Consider the following 20,999-nt stretch of genomic DNA (forward strand, 5'->3'; position numbering starts at 1 on the left):
AAAATCGAAGATTTAAAAAGATATGATATATCTCAGATTTTTTTTGCAAAGTTACAAAAACAAAAGCCTTTGCTCTGTTGTTGGTATAAGTTGTTGACATTTGACAAAAGTCAAGCTACCATTTGCATCAGCATGCACTTATATAGAATTATTAAAATATAGGATAAGCATTGAATGCAAAAACAATATACATTTGTAACCGAATAAAATTATATAACACAATGGCAATAGAAATAACAGACAGCAACTGGCAAGAGGTTGTAATGAATTCAGACAAACCCGTATTGGTCGATTTTTGGGCAGAATGGTGTGGCCCCTGCCGTATGGTGGGCCCTATCGTAGAAGAACTTTCGAAAGAATATGAGGGAAAAGCAGTGATAGGGAAAATGAATGTAGACTTTAACCCCGGCATTTCGCAAGAATATGGTATCCGAAGTATCCCCACCTTGTTGATTTTTAAAGGCGGGCAGTTGGTCGATAAACAAGTAGGTGCCGTACCAAAGAATGTATTGGCGGGCAAACTAGACAACCAAATAGCTTCTTAAATTTACCGAAAAAGAAATTGAACCCGTAGTGAACACTGCGGGTTTTTTTTGTTTGTTCATTAAAGAAATATATAATTAATTTGTATAAAAATATACCAGCATGAACTGTAAAGAAGTACTAAGAGAATTAGAAAAAATGGGCACTGCCCAAACCAGAAAAACATGGGCCAACCATGGTGCCAAAGAACCTTTCTTCGGTGTAAAAATTGGTGATATGAAAATCATACAAAAAAAGGTCAAGAAAGATTATGAACTTTCATTGCAGCTATATGATAGCGGCAATTCCGATGCTATGTATTTAGCGGGACTTATAGCCGATGAAAAAAGAATAACCAAAGAAGACTTACAACGCTGGGCCGAAAATGCTAGCTGGCACATGGTGAGCGAATTTACTGTGCCCTGGATTGCTGCCGAAAGTTTTTACGGTTGGATACTGGGCATGGAGTGGATAGATTCTCCTGACCCCAAAATAGCATCATGCGGTTGGGCTACTTTAGCAAGTGTGGTATCTCTTAAACCAGATGCCGAATTGAATATACAATTATTGGATAAAATCTTAAACCGCGTCGCCAAAAATATACATAGTGCCCCCAATCGTGTTCGATATACCATGAATGGATTTGTAATTGCTGTGGGTTCGTATATAGAATCACTTACCGATAAAGCCATTGCCACTGCCGAAAAGATTGGTAACGTAGAAGTAGAAATGGGCGGCACATGTTGCAAAGTACCTACAGCCAAAGAATATATATTAAAGGTGAAAGCTGCTGGAAAAATTGGGAAGAAACGGAAGGAGGCGAGGTGCTAGATATATTTTATGGTAATAAGTGAAACAAGAAATGGGTTCTACTTTTGTCGTCCAGAACCTTTAGGGAGCAAAACCTGATTGCTACTGTAAGTCACAATTCGCAGAACGCCGACAACGTGGGGTGAGAGAAAAGAAATGAAGGACGAAATAGCTAAATTGACCCGTTTAACATGTACGTTAAATATCATAACTTTGAAACCATTTATTTTTTTGCAACCCAAGAACGCACACCACAATGAAAAAAGTTGCCTGTATAATAATCATCCTTCATTGCACAATTAACCTTTATGCAGGTCATCCCGAAAAAAATGCTTTTCAGTATAGTATTTCAGGATGCTATGGATTGAACCTGCTGTGGTTAATTGAGGGTAGGAAGACTTGGCCTTTAGGACCTGTTATTATAACCTGTGAAGCCAGAAAAGGGAAAACCGGCACTGTGCTTGAAGTTAATTATAGCGAGAATCATTATATAAATTATAATCGCGGACATATATATACATACGAGGGGAATTCGTGGTTCAAAACTGAAACAAGAAGAACACACACAATATTATATAGGGCAAGGGTAATGGCAGGGATGAACAGGTATTTCTGTCATTCAAAACAAAACGAATTGTATGCAGGTTTTCGCATTGGATATTATTACATGAAAGAAAAATACCAGTATACTTTTGACGAACCAGTTAGAAAAATTGCAGTAGATAACCCAAGTAACAGCGTAGGTATTTCTATATTCGATTGGATCGGTTACCAAAGAATTTGCGGACGTATTTGTGTTCGGGTAATTATACCATAGGGAAACGTCTTTCGCTTAACTACGAAATTGGAATTGGCGGTGGACCGGTTTTAAATGCAGGAATTAAAATGAGAATAAGTCAGAAATCTGCAATAAATTGGGTGCTTCGTTCTGCCTGATTTTTCTTTGTTCAGATACTCCGTTGTCGCCGTTCTGCGACCGGTGGCTATAGCTGATGTCCTTGCAGATCACTAAATCTTACTCTTAATCCAAACCTGTTGTCGCCGCACTGCGAACGGTGACTTAATGAATATGGCCCTATAACTGCAAGGTATGCGACCGCCACGCTGTCGCCGCTCTGCCAACGGTAACAATAATTGGTTTTTGCATATTACTATATCTTATTCCTAATCCAATTTTTCAACCACATGCCTGGCGAACTTTGTGGTATAAAATAGTTAACCAAATGCTGAGGTACAGTATTATATATTTTTTTTTCTGAGGAGTTCACCAAGTTGAGACCCGAACCTTCAATTCTATTGATATAATTGAGCTCTGGCGGTTTCAAATCTAAAGCATATCGACTTTCTACAGTAGAGATATTTTGAGAAGTAAGCACTTTTTCGGTGATAATATGTTCTGATTTTTTTTGTCCATATATATCAAAACTAATATTGTCGATGGGAATATGTTCCATATAACTATCATATATCGCGTCACTTTCTGCAAACGATTTAAATCGTGCATGCCCCTCAAAACCTACCCATAAATTTGATTGAAACTGATTGCTATTTTTGCTATGGTGCCCGCCTGCTATTCCTGTATTAGTAGAAAAAGAAGCTCTCGGATAAACCATATATTTATTTTCTTCCACCATCCATGCACAGAGCCATTTTTTCCATGAACTCTCGGGCCAATTTGCAATTTTTTCGGGCAAGGCCAAAGTATATAAATATTCATCACTTTTATTTTCAATCCAAATTAAAAATTCTTTTGCGGCCCAAGGGAATAAGACAAAACCTGACGAAGATGGGTACTGCATAAAATATACATCACTCCCATCAAACAAAGGCCACAAAGGCAGTTCCGTGAGTTGGTGATAAGGCTGGTGATACAAGGATATGCCACAAATATATTTGTCAGTATGATAATAGCTATATGCTTCTGTTATATATTGATGATAATTATCTGCTATATATAAATCGTCTTCAAAGATTATACTAAGTGTATCATTATTTATTTGTGCAATCAGGTTTAATATATGTTTTTTTAATCCCAAATGGGTATCCATTTGTATCATGTTTTTAGTCCCGAAATTCCAGGCAAAATCGTTTGCAACTTTATATACTTCTGCCTGCTTGTCGGAAAAATCGATGCTTACCGTTAGAGATATAGTGCCCTGTTTGGTAGCCTTGTGCAAGGATTGTAGCATTTGGTGCAATGCCGTTGGTCGGTTATATGCAGCAACAATTATTTGCATAGTTCCACATACAACTGTTCCAATTTTTTTGAGCAGACTATATGATTGAAGTCTTGTTTTACATGTATATAACTATTGTTGGAGAAAGTATGATAGGTTTTATCGTCCATATTGTAAAATTTTTCTATATTTTTTTGTAAAAACAATACATCGTTTTCATCCGAGAGTAACCCTGTTTCACCATCAATCACTATGTGTGGTATATCGCAGTGCTTGGTAGAAATAATAGGTAAGCCATTGGCCATCGCATCTAGCAAAACCACAGGTGCACCGCCTTCGCAGTCGTGTTCAATGCTGTGCTTGCTGGGTTGTATCAATACATGGTTTTTATATAAAAGCTCAGGCAATTTGTCGAAAGCCAAATGCGGAATAAAGGTAACTTTTTCTTGTATATTATCGAACTCTACAAACTCACGACATTCATTAATAGTATGGCCATCGCCCACTAAGGTGAGGTGCATACTAGGGCAATTATCCAAGGCTGCTGCGAAAGCTACCAAAGTGTCTATATGTCCTTTTTTTTCTTTAAAGTTAGCTATCTGAATAAGATTGAGCTCGCTTACTTTTTTTTCTTTTTCTGGTATGGCTGGGGGCACATTTACACCCAAAGGTATGATATATATCTTCTGCTCAGGGCATCCTTTTTTTATTAAGGTTTCTTTGCCGTGCGGGCCTTCACACACAAATATATCGGCTAAGTCGAACATGTGTTTGTAGCGGATTTGCCAAATGGGTTCTACATGGGGCAGGTATTCATAATCGAACCCATAGAAAGATATAATCAGTTTTTTATTCACCTGTTTACATACTTCTAGATACTCCCATCCCACCATCGAAAAATGTGCATGTACCAAATCGAACTGACTTGCATTCTCCAAAATCCATTTCTTTATATATTTTATATTTTGCTTGTGTTTGATATTGCCCAGCAAACCTGTAGGTACATGCCCTAGATTATTCCGCATCGGTATTTTATCTCCTTGCAAATCGAATTGTGGGTTCAAATAAACTGGGGCTGCCAGTTTTAGAGTTACACCCCTCATGGGTTCAAGAAGATGATATAACCAATTGGAGCTATTGTCGAGGTAGTGGTGGAATAATTCAAGTACGGTAGGCACGGTGCAAATATAGGGGGAAGGAACTAGGATTCAGGAGTAGGAAATAAGGCCATTCGGGAAATAATAGCGTTAGCAACTTAATGCCTATGCTATTATATATTTCCATATTAGAATACAAACCATTTTATACCGAAACTCAAAATATAATAGTCCAAAAGAAAGGGACTAATCCCATTCAAGCTTGCGGGCTTTCGGGATGTAGTTCGGCATTACCATTCTACAAACCAAATCCGCCACAGGCGGAGAACTATTATAGTTTAAGAATTGGTATTATATCGTCAGCAGGGGTCTTATTCCTTATTCCTAGTACCTTATTCCTAAACATTTGCGTAACCCAAGTTTTTGAACCAAATTTGCCCTTATGAACCAACCCTACTTAGAGTTTCGTATTCCTGCCATTGGCAACACCAAAGATATGCTTATATCTGAATTAGCTGAAGATGGATTTGAAGGGTTTGTGGAGCACGACGATGGTTTTTCGGCATTTATACCAGAGAATATATTTCTGCGAAGACGCTTTGAGGATTTGATACATGCTTACGAAATACCTTTGAGCCGAATAATCGAAAATAAAATTGAACAACGCAACTGGAATGCGGAATGGGAAGCATCGTATGAACCTATATGCATCCATAAAGATATATATATTAGAACCCCATTTCACCCTGCAATGCCCGATTTTAAGCACCAATTGACCATTCAACCTAAAATGAGTTTTGGCACGGGCCACCACGAAACTACAAGGCTCATGTTGCAATTGATGCTAGCGGAGGACTTTAAAAATAAATATATATTTGACTATGGATGCGGCACAGGCGTATTGTCTGTGATGGCTTCTGTACTTGGTGCTACGGAAATATTTGCAGTAGATATAGACGACTGGGCTGCAGAAAATTTATATGAAAACGCCCAATTGAACGACATCAAAAATATTGTTTTTGAGCAAGGTGATATTGATAAAGCAAAAGGGAAAATTTTCAACTTGGTTTTGGCAAATATCAACAAGAATATATTAACTGCTACCATGGCCGAAATGGCTAGTACAATCGAAGTAGGTGGCCTATTGTTAATGAGCGGTTTTTATGAAAATGATGTGGACGATTTGTTGAGTGTTGCCTTGCCGTATGGCCTAACTTTGAACCAAAAAATTAACGAAAACGATTGGACAGCAATGGTACTCGTAAAAAAATAGTTTATAATAAAAACGCAGCTTTTACGTTATTAATTACGATATCACTTTTTATATTTTTACATGAAAAAACATCTTTGGCTACTTGCCTTCATTTTATTAAGTTTTAACGCTTTTTCTCAAATCACATTTTTCAATGTAGATACCGTGAAGTTTATCAATGATTTTGAAAAATACATAGGCGAAGCTGCCAACAGCAAATTAAACGACGACGCCGCAAAGTTTATTAAAAGTTGGAACAAAAACCTAATCACCACGCCACAAAAACGCCTCTTGGTGAAAATATGTAATACCATGATTATGTCAGGCAAAACACAGGAAGATTTCTTTTGGCCTTATATACAAATTGTTAACTATTTTTTAGTTAACCCCGCCGAAGAAACTGGACTTGATACTTGGCAAGGATATTACTTGCAAACCTTGGAAAATGATCCCGAAAAGTTGCCTAATTTCTTAAACTTTTCACTTAATTTCTTCACACGTCGCACCTTATTTGCTAACGATAGGCATGAATGGACCACCAATGCCGAAAACTATGATTTACAATTCAAGCGATATCCAATACTCAAACTCAAAAACATTGACATCACCTGCACAGTAACCGATGCCGACACCATATTTATACGCAATACCTCTGGAACTTATTTGCCCTATAAAAATGAATGGGTAGGAAAAAAAGGTCGTATAGATTGGCGAAGGACAGGCCTTGACACTAACAAGGTTTATGTGCATTTAAATAATTACAACCTTAATACCAGTCGCTCCGATTTCAAGGCAGATTCGGTGATATATAAAAATAGCTATTTCTTTTCGCAGGTATTGCTGGGAGGCTTCGAAGACAAAGGAAATGTAACACAAGGTGCGGGCACTTTTTTCCCAAAATTTAATTCATACGAAAAAACTTTGTTTATTAAAAATATATTTCCTGGAGTTGATTTAACTGGTGGTTTTATACACCAAGGACAAGGAATAAAGTCGAACGGAAATGATTCAGTACGAGCCAAAATCGACATATATTATAAAAATAAATTAACTGGGCGAGCTTATGCTAAAAAAGAGTTTGTGATAAAACCAGCAGGGATTATTACAGATAACGCAATGATAAGTTTATATATGCGTGACTCAGCTACCGACAAACTAGATTCGGTATTTCACCTTTCGGCAGGGTGTAATTTTAGCGAGAAAACCCGCGAACTTTCTATTACCCGCAGCGATAAAGGCTTTGGACTTACGCCATTCAAAGATTCCTATCACCGCATGGAAATTACCTGTGATGCAATTTTTTGGACCATCGATTTACCTTTTTATGCTTTTAGTATGATAAATCCATCAGGTACAGCTAAGTTCGAATCGGGCAATTATTTTAGGGATCAGCGTTATGATGCCATGCAAGGAATATTGGAATATAACCCCATTGAAAGGATGCGGACTTTTGTGTTAAAAAGAAAGAAAGATGGCTATCCCACCCCTCAAATATTTACACCTGCTGAATTTGCACAATTCTTAAATAACAAAACCGAATATGTTACTGGATTGCTTATTTTGATGAATGATAAAGGGTTTATATTGTATGATACTGAGAAAGATCTCGTAACTGTATTGCCCAAGACCTCAGAATACTTTTTGGCCCATGAAAAAATTTCCGATTTTGATGTAATTGGGATGCAATCTGTAATTTCAGCAAAGCCAAATGGTGTGATAAACTTGGTGAACAACGACTTGGTGTTGGAGGGTGTTAAAGGCTTACAATTTTCCGATTCGCAAAGTGTATATGTGGTGCCTACTTCGCAGCAATTCACGGTACGCAAAAATAGAAATATGTATTTTGGTGGCAGAATGCATGCAGGACGATTCGATTTTTACGGAAAGAACTTTTATTTCGATTATAATAATTTTCTAATTAAATTGGATAATGTTGACTCGATGCGGTTTGTATGTCCTTCGCGTGAAAATCCTGAAAAATATGTATTGGTAAAAACCGTACTACAAAATATATATGGTACTTTATATATAGATAAAGAAAATAACAAATCAGGATTGAAAGATTATCCGGAGTACCCCATGTTTGTGAGCGACCGCGGTGCTATGGTGTACTATGATAAGCCCGAAATTTTTGGTGGTGTATATAATAGAGAAGAATTTTATTTTAAAACAGATCCCTTTACCATCAGGAGTTTGGACAATTTCAAATTGGAAGACATCAAACTCTCTGGCCTGTTTTCGTCGGGAGGTATTGTTCCAGATTTCAATGATACACTAACGGTACAAAAAGATTACTCATTGGGTTTTATTCGCCAAAATCCTCCTGAGGGATTTGCAATGTACGGTGGCAAAGGTAAAAACTTCGGCCAAGTATCATTAAGTAATGAGGGTTTTATAGGAACTGGTAAAATAGAATACCTCACATCGGTAGGTTATTCAGCCAGGTATTTTATGTTTTTGGACTCAACAAATGGCATGTTCGAAGAATATAATATTGCACGTACCGCTACTGTACCCGATGTGAAAGGCACCGATGTATATATGCATTGGAAAGCAAAAGAAGACCAAATGGATGTGAGCAATAGGGAAACACCATTGGATATATTCAAAGGCAAGGCAAATATGTTTGGTACCGTAACCTTGTCTCCAGTTTCACTAGAAGGTCGTGGGCGGTTAGAATTTGATAAAGCAGTGCTGGCATCTGAGGTGTTCGACTTCCACCCAATAACGGTGAATGCCGCCACCTCCGACTTTAAGATAAAAGGAGACGATACAACAAGGATTGCATTTTTATCGAACAATGTAAATTCATTTGTTGATTTTGAAAAACGTTATGGCGATTTCAAATCGAACAACGAAGGTGCAAATACGTTCTTCCCCATCAATGATTACCGCACCAACCTGAACGACTTTAAATGGGAGATTGACCAGCGTAAAATTACACTTTCAAAACCTGTGGGTACTGACGATCCACACTTTGTATCTACCAAGAATGGGCAAGATTCTCTCAAGTTCACAGCGGGCAGAGCCAGCTTTACGATGTCGAACAATATTTTGGATATTAACGAAGTTCCTTTCATCAATGTATGTGATGGAAAAATATATCCCGACAAGCAAAATGTGGTAGTAGAATCAGAAGCATATATGCGTCCGTTGCTCAACTCAAAACTAACCTGCGACAGTGTGAGCGAATATCATAAACTATATGATTGCGAAATCCAAATTCGGGGTAAATACAAAATGGAAGGTGGTGGTTTTTATGATTATGTCGACTCGAAAGGACATAAGCAAGTTATACATTTTGAAAAAATAACAGACAACCAACGTGGCCGTATTGTAGGTACTTGTCCTATTAATGATCGGGATAGTTTTTTGGTGGGACCTAAGTTCGGTTTCAAAGGAAATATAAATTTACTGTCGAATGCTTTATTCCTCGAATTTGACGGATTTGTGAGGCCCATACACGAAATGTGGACACTTAAAACAGAGCCTTATCAATTCACCAAACGCATCAACCCCGACTCCGTAATATTATCGTTCAGTCATCCAAAAAATCAATACAAAGCAGACCTATTTACTGGCCTAGCCTATAATGCTGATTCGCCCCATGTATATGCAGGTTTTTCGTGCAGGAAAAGATATTTTGGAGATAATGAAATTTTACGTGGGCATGGCGTATTATATTATGATGAGCCCTACCAACAATTTGTTATTACCGACTCGGCTAGGTACTTGAAAAAATCTTTGCGTGGTTCTTATATGTTATTTAAGGAAGCCACGAACGAAGTGTATGGAGAAGGCAAGTTTAATTTTAATTTTAAAATGAGCGATATCAAAATAGAAGCTGCCGGTAATTGCAATGTGGCAATGGGAGATACCATTACGGTGAATTTTGAAACGATGCTACTCATGGATTTTCCTTTTCCAAAATCGGCATTAAATAATATGTTCGATAATTTTGAAGCTGATAATGAAAGGGCAAAAAATGTTAGGTATAATAGTGAATTTTCAAAGAAGTGTGCAGCAGAGTTTTTAGATGATAAGACATTGGAGAAATGGTTAAAAAAATATACAGAAGACGAGAAATTTTTGGTTGCGAATGCGTTTGAAAAAGCCTTGGTTTTTGGCAATTTAAAGTTGGAATGGCATAGCAAAAGCAAACGATATATATATGATGGAGAAGCGGGGTTAACAGCTATCAATAAGAAAGCTCTCAATAAGTTTGTGAAAATAAAAATATCTATTGAAAAGAAAAAGCAGGGCGATATTATGAATATGTATCTGCTTACCAATAAAGGCACTTGGTATTACTTCTTTTTTAGTAAAGGCACTTTGGGTGGATTGAGCAGCGAAGCCAAGTTTAATGAGATTATAATAAAAGAAGGACCCAAAGTAAAAGCTCCAGATATCCGTATCAGAGAATCTACAGAAAAACAAAAGAACAATTTCTTGAGAGATTTTCCTGGGTGGTAATAACGAAACTCAATATATAATACCATTTCTTAAAACATGGGCGTTTTTCCTTATAAGGAACCATTTTTTTGTAATGAGCGTAACGAATAAAGAGCAGTTTTGGACAAGCTCTATATAGTTATTTCAATAAGTAGCAAGCACCTATATAAAATCTGGCAAGTGACGTCAAGGATAATGAATTGTCGGGATAGGAGGTGTCAAACCGATACCTGTATGCTACTTCAACACCAAAATTTAAGAGTATACTTTCTGTTATAATAGTTCTGCGACCCATACCCAAGCATATCATGGGAGCGAATATAAACTTACGAAAAGGGGCAGCTAAATTACCAGATCCAGTTGAATTGGTGGTGTCAAATTTTATTGAGGCGATTCCTGTACCCAAGGCAATTGTTCCATATCTTCCTACTGGTGATAATCCCCCATGTGTTTTATTTGACCAAGTCCAACGCCACATGATGTCATGCACTCTAGTCTTAGTTGTCGCATTATAAATTACTGTACTGTTTGCAGCAGTATACCTATCTTTATCAACTGGGCATGTTCTATAATATACGCCACTTGCCCTAACCCTGTTTCTTGATCTTTCATAAGCCAAGGTAAATGAAATATTAGGTGCGAAATCATCTTGAAGTGGCGTATATCCTATCCCAACGCCAGCAGTAATAATTCTGGTTTTGCCAAACAAACCTGGGGCTTGGGCAATCAATTGTGTGCTAAAGAATAAACCGAATATCAATATATATATATGTTTTAGTTTCATCATACTTTTATTTTTTGGTTTTGATATGATACAATAATTCATATAGATGTGTTTTTACTCTTATTTCTTTATCTCGGGCGTTAAACATCTTAACTCTGGAATATACACTCTGCCCCGTTTTTAGGTCAATAACATTTGAAAGCAAATAGGTATAATTGTGATTTTTCAGTATTACATTTACAGCAGAATTATCGCTAGAATTAGACCCCCCTAGTAATAAAACTCCAATAGCACAAGCAAGTTCGAATTTGTCTATTTCTTCCTTTACACCTATTACACCTAGTTTTAGAATAAATTGCGTTCCATGATTTGCTATAAAGCCATCTATTTCAGTTTTATCGACTGGTATCAATGAAAACTCTGGATCTGTTGAACTTTCGTTCAGAAAGTTATTGATTAAATACATTTCATTGAGCTTTTCAGCATCATTTTCTTTTAACGTTTTAGTATTGATATCATCAATAGGCATATCTATTTTTTTCGCCACATAGTTCATGTCTTCGCTCAATTTTATCACTTTGTTTTCAGAGCTCTCGAACCGGAAATCATCCTTTTTGTTGTGATTGAGTTTTATATAAAAAGGTGCTACCATTACCATTTTATCTATGGCAACACTTTCATCGAGTTCATACGTGTCAAAGGCTTTATATTCTATATCCATGTACTCTTCTTTCTTGATGGTAGACTCTTCTTCATCTTCATTGGCTTTTTTCTTCTGTATATTTTTCTTTTCTTTATATAGTTTTTTATATAGTTTAGCATACTCCTCATCTGCCGCCAATGCCTTTAGAATACTATAGAAAACAGGTCTTGATTCTGTCCTGATTTCTTCTTCGTTAAATTCCTCACGAAGATTTTTCTTTGACTTTTTCTTCTTTTTTATTTTTTTCTCCTTGGTTGTTCCCTTCTGGTTTTTATCTTTTGTAGCGTTTATATCTTCATCCGAATCATCTTGTTCAACTTCCACTTTTTTTTCCTTTTTCTGTTTCTTTTCAGATTTGGTTATTTTTGATTTCTTCCCTTTACTGCCTATAGGTTTGGCTGGGTCAATGTTTTTAAGAGCATCAAAATCTAAATTGTATTTGGCAACAAAAGTTTTGGTTAAGTCCTCTATCAAGTTGGTAGCATTTTTATCATTGGGATTTACTTTATGGTATTCCCACATTCTTTCCAATGCTGTTGAAACAAGACCAACATCCGATTTTATTAGACGGCCCAAAAAATAATATGATCCACCGCCACTTCCCTCTATAGTTTTATAACTGGTATGCACCATACTATAATAGTTAGTTGCTCCATAATGTACCTGTAGTTTTGACATGGCATACAAACAATGATTCAAGCACTTTTGCAAATAATGGCTATTGGGGTTTTCAGCCATAAGCAAATATAAACTTACAAAGGCCTCTTCGTATTTCTGCTGCACCAAACAAACGTGTATGTATTCATAACGTGCCACTTTCCTCATATCGAAAAATTCTTTCTCGCCGTTCAAAAAAAGTGAGTTACCTGCTGGTTTCATTTTAGCAGCCAAGGCCAATAGCCGTTCTCTGCGTTTCTTAATATTAGGATGCGTGGACAGTTCATCATCATACGCATCGGAATTTATATCAAGTGGTGTTAAAACAGAATCTGATGGGATATAGGAATTTGGGAATTTGAGATTCTTGGTTTCTAAAAAACTGGCACTAAACCGTTTTTCATCAAAAGGTAAATTTGCAAATTGTAATACATCGAACATGCTTTCAATAGCATCGAAACTATAACCGCTTTCTTTATATAATTCTAAACCTTCTTCGTCGGCTTCGGTTTCCAGATCGCGACTATATGCTGTTTTCTTAATAAACTTGTCAAAATCTTGACCACTGCTCTTTTTATTTAAATCCTTTTCGAGTTGTACTTGATGCTTGAATCCTTTATAAGAATGTTCCTTCGCATAATGTTGAATTTCATGACATAGTATTAAAGCTAACTGTGCCTCATTTTCAATATGCGATAATAGTCCAATGGTGACGAATACAATTCCTGAATTGGTAGTAAATGCATTTACATAGGGAAACCTGACCACATAAAATCTCATTTCATTACTCAAATTCCCTTGCTCTTTGAGCACGGTTTGGGCTACTTTATTTACATAATCACCAAGTGGATCATTATATAGTACCAATCCACTGAGGAGTATTTCATCAACACTAAAATTAACATACATTTGAAATTCTCTTTGTGTTTTTTTCTCCTTATGAGAAATTTTTTTCTTAGAGATTTTTTCAAGAGATTTTTTGTATTTCTCCGTACTAGTAGTTGTAACGTCCTTTGGCAAATTACCAGAAGATTTAATCAGTTCATAATGGTCGAAGTCAATAGATGACTGACCCAAAACTGTCCTTACCGTAAAAATCAAAATTAAAAATGGCAATTCTCGTTTAAATTTACACATAACTTTATTATTTGGCCACAATAATAACAAAGAAATTATAAAATAATAATAATAATAATAATAATAATTTATAAAAATAAATAAAAACTGCCTTTAAATATAGACCCAAGAATAGGAACTAACTACGTTAAAATTGACAATAAATAAGGCATGCTATATTGTAATTAAAATCACTCAAACTAAACCGCCCCGTTCATCTTCCGCACCAACCACTCCACGGTCATAAACAACAACAACATGGCAAACAACCATTTCAGATTAATCAAATCTGTCGTTTCGCGTTCGGTATATAAAATAGGTTTTATTACTTCGCTCGATTTAAGTTGTTTCACCAATTTATCAATTTCTTTGGGATAAAACAACGTTCCTCCAGTGTTCTGCGATAATTGTCCCAAGAGATTATGATCGGCTACCGTTTCTCCCAATTCATTTTGTAAAGGCAATATAGAAAAGCTTCCAGAGATCGTTTCCACTTTGCCGTCCACCGTAGTTTTGGCAGAATAAGTATATATACCCGGTTGAAGAACTCCTGCATTTAAAGTATAAGAATTTGCTGTTTTAGAAAATGTATATTTATATAGTTTTCCATCGCTGGTATTAATAGAAAATTCAACATCATTTTTATTGTCTAATTCATAACTTGGATTATATACTTCAGCATCCAATTGTACAGCTTCGTTTTCTAAATAGGAAGTTTTAAAATTCACCAAACGGAATCGTCGGAGATCACTTTTTACGCCCAAATATTGTACTGTTTTATTCACAACTTCATCAAAAGCATCATAATTTTTGTTCTGGTTAAAATCGGCCAAACGCCAACGCCACAAGCCTTCACCGCATACTACGCCAACCTTCCAAGTATTACCTTTGCTCAAAGCAATTAAAGGATTATTAGTTTTTACATAACCCACTTGTTGGTTAGCCAATACTTCAAAACTTGTATTACTATAATTGGCAAATGGCGATTTAAGTGGTGGGAAATTCCCCAATTTATTTTTTAAATTTTCACTCAACGAAAATAAACTAAAACTTCCATTGACAATAGGTATCGCATCGTTTTCGTTTGTAGGCGAAGTGTTGATTCTTAAACCACTTAAATACGATGATAATACCTGCCAGTTGGTTTGCGAACCCCCAATAAACAAGGTGGGAATTTGCATTTGACGCAAAGTATTTAATATATTTTGTACTGAATTACTTGTGCCTGGCAATTGGTGCATCACCACCAAATTGTATTGTTTTAAATCAGTAATTTTAGCCAATTCATTTACAAAAACTATTTTGGCTTCATAGTTTCTGTTGCCCTCAATTGATTTTTTCAAAGCCCCCAAATCGGGGTGCGGCGAGAGGGCAGCGAGTAATATTTTTTGCTTGCCATCTAGTACTTCCACCGCAAATTGATACGTATTATTTATATAACTTATTTCATTGGCAAGCTGCGTTACCTGAATAGTATAATGTTGCAAACCTGATTCCTTTGCATCAAGTACAACAGGAATATCTGTTGTATAATTTGGCCCTTCTATACTGATGTTTTTAGTGAATATTTCGTTGCCTTTATATAATACCGAAACCTTCGCTTGTTCACTATTACAGCCATCGCCGGCTATAGCTATATTGACAGGAAATGTATTGCCCAAATAGGCGATTTCATTATGCTTTACTTTTTTAATTCGTATATCACGTTGTCTATTGGTATCGCCCAAAGCTATAGTGAACACAGGAAATTTGAATGCTTTGGCCTCGTAAACAGGATTTACACCTTTGTTATATAAACCATCTCCCACCAATACCAAAGCCCCAATATTATTATTTTCGTAACGCGAATAAATGCCAGAGATAAGTGTGCTGTAATCACTTTGTTTTTCATCGAACGTTATATTATTCCCGTCTGTTATTTTTTCGCCAAAAGTGAGGTATTTCACTTCAAAATTATCACCCAGTTCTTTGTCAATTTTCTTGATATTATCAACGAGCACCGTACGGTAAAATGCTGAATCTTTATTGGCTTTGATGCTTTGCGAATTATCTACAGCTACCACTATTAATGGTTTTTCTTTACGGCTATTTTCAGAATTCAACAAGGGGTTGAACAATAGCAAACATATAATACTTACTGCTATAAATCTGAAACCAGACAATATATATAATTGCCAACGCTGCGAATCTTCGAAGGGTATTTTATTTTTGCGGTAAAGCCACCACGATGCAGCCGCACCTATTACCAAACACAATAATAGGTACCAAATGGGATATGGGGTGGAGATATTCAAAGTTCAGTATTTACGGATATAGCGGGTTAAAGTTAATAACAGATAAAGTATGATACAGTTTTACATCACCATGCCACCGCACACATTAATGGTTTGTCCAGTAATATATGCCGACATATCGGAGGCTAAAAATATACAGGCATTAGCCACATCTGCGGGCAGACCAACACGTTTCAATGGGATTGTTTGCACCCATTGTGCTTTCACTTCATCACTAAGGTGTCCTGTCATTTCAGTTTCAATAAATCCCGGTGCTACTGCGTTACAGCGTATATTTCTAGAGCCGAGTTCTTTGGCTATCGATTTGGTAAAACCTATCATGCCTGCTTTGGATGCAGCGTAATTGCTTTGCCCTGCATTGCCTGTAATACCAACTATGGAGCTCATGTTTATAATACTACCACTTCGAGCCTTCATCATATATTTTGTAGCTGATTTTGTGAGATTGAAAGTAGATTTGAGGTTGGTCTCCATCACGTCGTCCCACTGCTGCTCAGTCATACGCATCAATAAGGTGTCGCGGGTGATGCCCGCATTATTTATTAGTATATCGAGCGAACCAAAATCTGCCATCACCGCATCAACCAGTTTTTCCGCTTGGTCGAATTTGGCTGCGTCACTTTGGTAACCTTTTGCTTTGATGCCCAAAGCCAGTAATTCTGCTTCGAATACTTTTGCTTTTTCTACAGAGCTTAAATAGGTGAATGCCACATTTGCACCTTGTTGTGCAAACGCTTCAGCCAAGCCTTTTCCTATACCACGGCTGCCACCCGTAATAAGGGCTGTTTTTCCTTCGAGTAATTTCATGCAGCAAATATAAGGCGAATGCCTTTTGGCTGATTGCATTTGCTATAGTACCTTTCATTTTCAATTCTTTTGCAATAACTTGCAACCCAAATTTAGCTATCCCCAAATTAATACATGCTGAAAATAAAAATCATATTATGGAGCATTTGTTTAGTTGCCTTAAGCCATACTGCAATAGCCCAAGGCGATATGGACGATGCTTTTTTCGATAAGCATAAATCTAATGTAAAAGCTGGGGCTGACCTTCTGAAAAAACTTAAGAAAAGTAAAAATCTTCAAATCTCAGATCCCAAGCAAGCTATGGATTTGGCTACTGAGGCAACGGAGAAAGCTAAAAAAATGAAACTGAAAAAAATTGAAATGATAGGACATTTGCAGCTCTCAAATTTATATAATAAAGAAAAAAATTACACAAAAGCCCATGCACAATGCAGCGATGCAGAAGCACTGGGACATAGCAGCAATGACAATGAACTCTTGGCCATTATCTATTATCAGAATGCAGCCATATTTAATAACCAAGCCAATATCGATGAAGCATATAATTATTATAGTTACGCATTGGGATATTATCAGAGCCAAAGAAACACTAAAGGCATGATGCATTGTAATATTGAAATGGGAAGTATCTCTATAGCAAGAAATAAACTTGAAGATGCCAAAGTACAATTGGCAGAAGCGAAGAAACTGGCTACTACCCTAGCAGATGGGGCATCATTGAATAAGATAAACGAGAAGCTAAATTTCTGCCAAATCACGCTCGACAATCAAAAGAAATCAAATGAAATGCAGGGTAAGGTTTCTCAAATGCAGGACGAAGTTGGATTGATGAACTCAACGTTGAACCTGATGAAGGATTCCATGCAAATGACTGAACGCGAAAAGAAAATGTTGCATCAGCAAATGGATATGGAACGTAATAACCAACAGCAGAAACTCGACCTAGGGCAGAAACAACGTGAAATACAAGAACTTCAGTTACAAGAAAAAGAATCCGATAAAAATGTACTTATTATTATATTGACCATGTTGGGTATTGTTGGAATTTTAATGTCAGTGCAGCTACGTGCACTCACCAAAGCCCGGAATAATTTGCAAATAGCACTTACCGAATTAAAAGAAACGCAAAGCCAATTGGTGATGTCGGAAAAGCTGGCATCGCTAGGCAAAGTAACCGCTGGCATCGCTCATGAATTGAAAAATCCACTCAATTTTATTAATAATTTTGCTAAACTCAATTACGATTTGCTCCACGAACTGCACGACCCCATCAACGATGAGGAAAGAAAAGCTGTTATACAATTATTGCAAGAAAATACCAGTAAAATATCAGAACACGGTAAACGTTCAGATGGAATTATTACCAATATGTTACGCCATTTAGACAATGTGAAAAGTAAACCCGCAGATTTTGATTTTGGTAAAATGGTAGAGGAAACATTATATTATAGTATGGAGCAAAACAACAAGCGATTTCCATCACTTTTGGTAGTACCACAAGTGGAACTATTATATAATGAGATTGTTCATAAACCCAAAAAAGATTTGGCCCGTGCTGTTACCAATATAGTTGATAATGCTTTGTATGCACTTAATGAAAAACTAAAAACCAATCCTGATTTTATACCAGAACTTATCATAAAAACTTATGATAAAAACAACCAGATATATATTAGTATTGCCGACAATGGCGACGGCATAAAACTATCCGAATTACAAGAGATATTCGAACCATTTTACACCACCAAACCTCCTAACGAAGGCACAGGGCTTGGACTTTCACTAGCTTTTGATCTGGTGAGAGCGAATGGTGGGAATATTATAGTAGAAAGTGAAGTTGGCAAAGGTTGCAGTTTTATTTTGGAACTACCGAAAAGTTAACTGTTAGTCTGAGTTAATAGTATTCAAAATATCTAATTGCTATTTCACGGGGTTTCCTATCTTTTGATTTAGAAATATGGATTTCTGTTGGATTATTTTGAGCATCAAATTTAAAATATGAAAAGAATTCTTCTGTTATTTCTTGTGATAGTAGATTTGTTTCTATACTTTTTACTATTCTATTTTGAGCATCGATAATATTCTCATATTTTTGAGCAAAGACAATAGCTGCATGTTCATCATAATAAAGGCCTTTCCATGCCTTATCACGAAAGTTACTGCTTAATTCCATATTATATATCCAGCACACTTTGCCAGCTATATCATATTGAGTCACTACATAGGCAGTGTCCGAAACCCATTTATAATTGAAAGAGTCTGTTCGTGTTCCATCAGCATTCATAACAATACCGCTTACTCTTTTATTTTCGTATTTATTATGGTTATGTATTTAAAAATAGGCTCTGGATATTCGGAAGATTTTGAATATGTTTCTTTTCATATAAAATCTCCTTCAACACTAAAATAATAATGGTTTTTGAATGTCCATAGTGATGTATCAATAAGGTGAGTAGTATCAAAACTCGTAGATAAGGACTCAAGGTGATAAGTCAAAATACTTTTCACTTTACCTCTAAATCCATACTCTTTTAGACTAGTATATTGACCAAAGTACATAATAATGAAAGAACGCAAAATGAGGTTAGAAGATATTTTTTCAAAACGAAACTCTTTTACGATTGAAAGTTCGTGATTGCTTTATATCATTAATCATTTCATCTGCTGATTGCTTTGAAACAAAAGCCCCATAAAGCGATTCTAAAGAATGCTTTTTTGTCCAACTAGTTGTTTTCGTAGAGTTTGAAAGTTTAGCAATAAGCTCCAATTTGCTATCAGCACTTAGGTTCTTAAGCATCTCAAAGTATGTTTCTACTAAGTTAATATTTAAGTCTGCTGCCTTCATGTGCTATATTGATTATTATTTGCAACGCAAATGTAGGAAAAATTTTATTGTTTATCGTTAGCAATTCAAATGAAAGACCCACCCAAAATTAATTTTTTATTAATAGGAATACTACCTTCTCTATCATAGTTTTGTACCACAGTGTCATTGTTCAATACTTTTTACAGTTGGTACCTGCGGAAACGCAGCGATCAGGTGGCTGCCATGATGGAAGATCCGCATCCGGGGCAGCATGCCTTATTTCGTCATTTGGTGGACGAAGCCAAAAATACGGACTGGGGCCAGCTTCATGGTTATAGAAGTATTCAGAATATCGAGCAGTTTAAAAGCCGAGTTCCCATTAGCAATTACGAAAAAATTTCCCCTTGGATAGAACGCATGATGAAGGGCGAGCAAAATATATTATGGCCAGGAGAAATTAAATGGTTTGCCAAATCGAGCGGTACTACTAACGATAAGAGCAAATATATACCTGTAAGTTACGAGTGTGTTGAAGACTGTCACCTCAAAGCTACCCGCGATTTGCTATCTATATATTGTTCGCAAGTGCCCGATACCAAGGTATTCTCGGGTAAAGGATTGGTAATGGGCGGTAGCCACCAAGTAAATAATATGGGTGGCAATTCATTTTATGGCGACCTTAGTGCCGTGCTCATGATGAACCTGCCTTTTTGGGTACACTTTATTCGAACACCCGACTTGTCCGTAGCCCTGTTATCTGACTGGGAAGATAAGATTGATAAAATGGCCCGTGCCACTATTAAAGATGATGTAACGAATGTATCGGGAGTGCCTACTTGGACCTTGGTTTTGGCAGAAAGAATATTTGAGCTCACGGGCAAAACCGACCTTACGGATGTGTGGCCGAATTTAGAATTATATGTACATGGTGGCGTTAGTTTCACGCCCTATAGAAATAGGTTCAAAGAGCTCACTGCCAAAAAGCCCATCAACTTTATGGAAACTTATAATGCCAGCGAAGGATTTTTTGGATTACAAAATGATTTAACAAAAAATGATTTATTGTTAATGACCGACTATGGCATATTCTACGAATTTATGCCCATGGAATATTATGGCACAGACCACCCCAAAACACATTTGCTGCATGAAGTAGAACTGAATAAAGAATATGCACTTATTATTACAACTAATTCTGGTTTGTGGCGGTATTTGGTGGGTGATACTGTTCGGTTTACTTCTAGTAAACCTTATAAGTTTACCATCACCGGTCGTACTCGGCATTTTATAAATGCATTTGGCGAAGAGCTGATGATAGACAATGCCGACCGTGCCATAGCTTTTGCATCGGAAAATACAGAAGCAGCCGTGAGAGATTATACAGCCGCACCAATATATTTTGACGGCCACGAAAAGCCAACCCACCAATGGCTCATCGAATTTGAAAAAGAGCCCAAAGATTATCATATATTTTGCAAATTGCTCGATGATAAATTACAGGAATTGAACAGCGATTACGAAGCCAAAAGATTTAAGAATATGGCCATGCAAATGCCCAAAATACAACGAGCTCCCAATGGTA

15 protein-coding genes are annotated in these 20,999 nt (G+C 36.6%); 7 read left to right on the plus strand and 8 right to left on the minus strand.

All coding sequences use genetic code 11. The features are described from left to right. The first annotated feature begins 221 nt into the window (after window positions 1-221). The 3 genes from trxA to SGJ10_13920 all read left to right on the plus strand — a co-directional run bounded on the left by trxA (window position 222) and on the right by SGJ10_13920 (window position 2,149). Window positions 222-545 (plus strand): thioredoxin, encoded by a 324-nt coding sequence (gene trxA / locus SGJ10_13910; protein MDZ4759217.1) that lies wholly within the window; start codon window positions 222-224, stop codon window positions 543-545. A 100-nt stretch (window positions 546-645) separates the two neighbouring features. Further along, complete coding sequence (locus SGJ10_13915) at window positions 646-1,353, plus strand: DNA alkylation repair protein (GenBank protein ID MDZ4759218.1); 708 nt, start codon at window positions 646-648, stop codon at window positions 1,351-1,353. Between the two features lie 235 nt (window positions 1,354-1,588). Continuing rightward, on the plus strand, window positions 1,589-2,149 hold the full coding sequence (locus SGJ10_13920; GenBank protein MDZ4759219.1) for a hypothetical protein: 561 nt from the start codon (window positions 1,589-1,591) through the stop codon (window positions 2,147-2,149). A 334-nt stretch (window positions 2,150-2,483) separates the two neighbouring features. Here SGJ10_13920 and SGJ10_13925 read toward each other — a convergent pair whose 3' ends face one another. Next, window positions 2,484-3,569, minus strand: coding sequence for a hypothetical protein (locus SGJ10_13925; protein MDZ4759220.1), 1,086 nt, complete (start codon window positions 3,567-3,569; stop codon window positions 2,484-2,486). Then, window positions 3,560-4,687 (minus strand): glycosyltransferase family 4 protein, encoded by a 1,128-nt coding sequence (locus tag SGJ10_13930; GenBank protein ID MDZ4759221.1) that lies wholly within the window; start codon window positions 4,685-4,687, stop codon window positions 3,560-3,562. The genes SGJ10_13925 and SGJ10_13930 overlap by 10 nt, the downstream gene beginning before the upstream one ends. A 361-nt stretch (window positions 4,688-5,048) precedes the next feature. Here SGJ10_13930 and prmA point away from each other — a divergent pair, with 361 nt between their 5' ends. Both prmA and SGJ10_13940 read left to right on the plus strand, forming a co-directional pair. Next, window positions 5,049-5,879: a 50S ribosomal protein L11 methyltransferase gene (gene prmA / locus SGJ10_13935; protein MDZ4759222.1), complete on the plus strand. Its 831-nt coding sequence runs from the start codon at window positions 5,049-5,051 to the stop codon at window positions 5,877-5,879. 60 nt (window positions 5,880-5,939) lie between these two features. After that, the gene (locus tag SGJ10_13940; GenBank protein MDZ4759223.1) at window positions 5,940-10,331 is read left to right on the plus strand and encodes a hypothetical protein; all 4,392 of its coding nucleotides are present in this window, start codon (window positions 5,940-5,942) and stop codon (window positions 10,329-10,331) included. A gap of 118 nt (window positions 10,332-10,449) precedes the next feature. On the opposite strand, the gene SGJ10_13945 is transcribed toward SGJ10_13940, so the two are convergent. The 4 genes from SGJ10_13945 to fabG all read right to left on the minus strand — a co-directional run bounded on the left by SGJ10_13945 (window position 10,450) and on the right by fabG (window position 16,611). Then, window positions 10,450-11,097 (minus strand): hypothetical protein, encoded by a 648-nt coding sequence (locus SGJ10_13945; protein ID MDZ4759224.1) that lies wholly within the window; start codon window positions 11,095-11,097, stop codon window positions 10,450-10,452. A 4-nt stretch (window positions 11,098-11,101) separates the two neighbouring features. Beyond that, on the minus strand, window positions 11,102-13,531 hold the full coding sequence (locus SGJ10_13950) for a M48 family metalloprotease (GenBank protein ID MDZ4759225.1): 2,430 nt from the start codon (window positions 13,529-13,531) through the stop codon (window positions 11,102-11,104). 179 nt (window positions 13,532-13,710) lie between these two features. Then, window positions 13,711-15,804 (minus strand): hypothetical protein, encoded by a 2,094-nt coding sequence (locus SGJ10_13955; GenBank protein ID MDZ4759226.1) that lies wholly within the window; start codon window positions 15,802-15,804, stop codon window positions 13,711-13,713. A gap of 60 nt (window positions 15,805-15,864) precedes the next feature. Next, window positions 15,865-16,611, minus strand: a complete 747-nt coding sequence (gene fabG / locus SGJ10_13960) for a 3-oxoacyl-[acyl-carrier-protein] reductase (GenBank protein ID MDZ4759227.1) — start codon at window positions 16,609-16,611, stop codon at window positions 15,865-15,867. Between the two features lie 114 nt (window positions 16,612-16,725). On the opposite strand from fabG, the gene SGJ10_13965 reads away from it, so the two are divergent. Continuing rightward, window positions 16,726-18,492, plus strand: coding sequence for an ATP-binding protein (locus SGJ10_13965; protein MDZ4759228.1), 1,767 nt, complete (start codon window positions 16,726-16,728; stop codon window positions 18,490-18,492). A gap of 13 nt (window positions 18,493-18,505) precedes the next feature. On the opposite strand, the gene SGJ10_13970 is transcribed toward SGJ10_13965, so the two are convergent. Both SGJ10_13970 and SGJ10_13975 read right to left on the minus strand, forming a co-directional pair. Further along, window positions 18,506-18,895 carry a hypothetical protein gene (locus tag SGJ10_13970; GenBank protein MDZ4759229.1) on the minus strand — a complete coding sequence of 130 codons (390 nt, stop codon included), beginning with the start codon at window positions 18,893-18,895 and terminating at the stop codon, window positions 18,506-18,508. A 315-nt stretch (window positions 18,896-19,210) separates the two neighbouring features. Further along, window positions 19,211-19,456, minus strand: coding sequence for a hypothetical protein (locus SGJ10_13975; GenBank protein MDZ4759230.1), 246 nt, complete (start codon window positions 19,454-19,456; stop codon window positions 19,211-19,213). A 147-nt stretch (window positions 19,457-19,603) separates the two neighbouring features. Between SGJ10_13975 and SGJ10_13980 the strand changes: the two genes are divergently transcribed. Then, window positions 19,604-20,999, plus strand: a 1,396-nt coding sequence (locus SGJ10_13980; protein ID MDZ4759231.1) for a GH3 auxin-responsive promoter family protein, incomplete at its 3' end; no start/stop codon positions are given.

It is taken from the genome of Bacteroidota bacterium (assembly GCA_034439655.1).
Classification (GTDB): Bacteria; Bacteroidota; Bacteroidia; order UKL13-3; family UKL13-3; genus CANJUD01.

What these genes read in the sequence shown, in the direction of transcription:
- SGJ10_13975 (MDZ4759230.1), bottom strand. Translation starts at nt 19,456, where the DNA reads ATGAAGGCAGCAGACTTAAATATTAACTTAGTAGAAACATACTTTGAG.
- SGJ10_13945 (MDZ4759224.1), bottom strand. Translation starts at nt 11,097, where the DNA reads ATGATGAAACTAAAACATATATATATATTGATATTCGGTTTATTCTTT.
- SGJ10_13920 (MDZ4759219.1), top strand. Translation starts at nt 1,589, where the DNA reads ATGAAAAAAGTTGCCTGTATAATAATCATCCTTCATTGCACAATTAAC.
- fabG (MDZ4759227.1), bottom strand. Translation starts at nt 16,611, where the DNA reads ATGAAATTACTCGAAGGAAAAACAGCCCTTATTACGGGTGGCAGCCGT.
- SGJ10_13915 (MDZ4759218.1), top strand. Translation starts at nt 646, where the DNA reads ATGAACTGTAAAGAAGTACTAAGAGAATTAGAAAAAATGGGCACTGCC.
- SGJ10_13940 (MDZ4759223.1), top strand. Translation starts at nt 5,940, where the DNA reads ATGAAAAAACATCTTTGGCTACTTGCCTTCATTTTATTAAGTTTTAAC.
- prmA (MDZ4759222.1), top strand. Translation starts at nt 5,049, where the DNA reads ATGAACCAACCCTACTTAGAGTTTCGTATTCCTGCCATTGGCAACACC.
- SGJ10_13970 (MDZ4759229.1), bottom strand. Translation starts at nt 18,895, where the DNA reads ATGAATGCTGATGGAACACGAACAGACTCTTTCAATTATAAATGGGTT.
- SGJ10_13950 (MDZ4759225.1), bottom strand. Translation starts at nt 13,531, where the DNA reads ATGTGTAAATTTAAACGAGAATTGCCATTTTTAATTTTGATTTTTACG.
- trxA (MDZ4759217.1), top strand. Translation starts at nt 222, where the DNA reads ATGGCAATAGAAATAACAGACAGCAACTGGCAAGAGGTTGTAATGAAT.
- SGJ10_13925 (MDZ4759220.1), bottom strand. Translation starts at nt 3,569, where the DNA reads ATGCAAATAATTGTTGCTGCATATAACCGACCAACGGCATTGCACCAA.
- SGJ10_13965 (MDZ4759228.1), top strand. Translation starts at nt 16,726, where the DNA reads ATGCTGAAAATAAAAATCATATTATGGAGCATTTGTTTAGTTGCCTTA.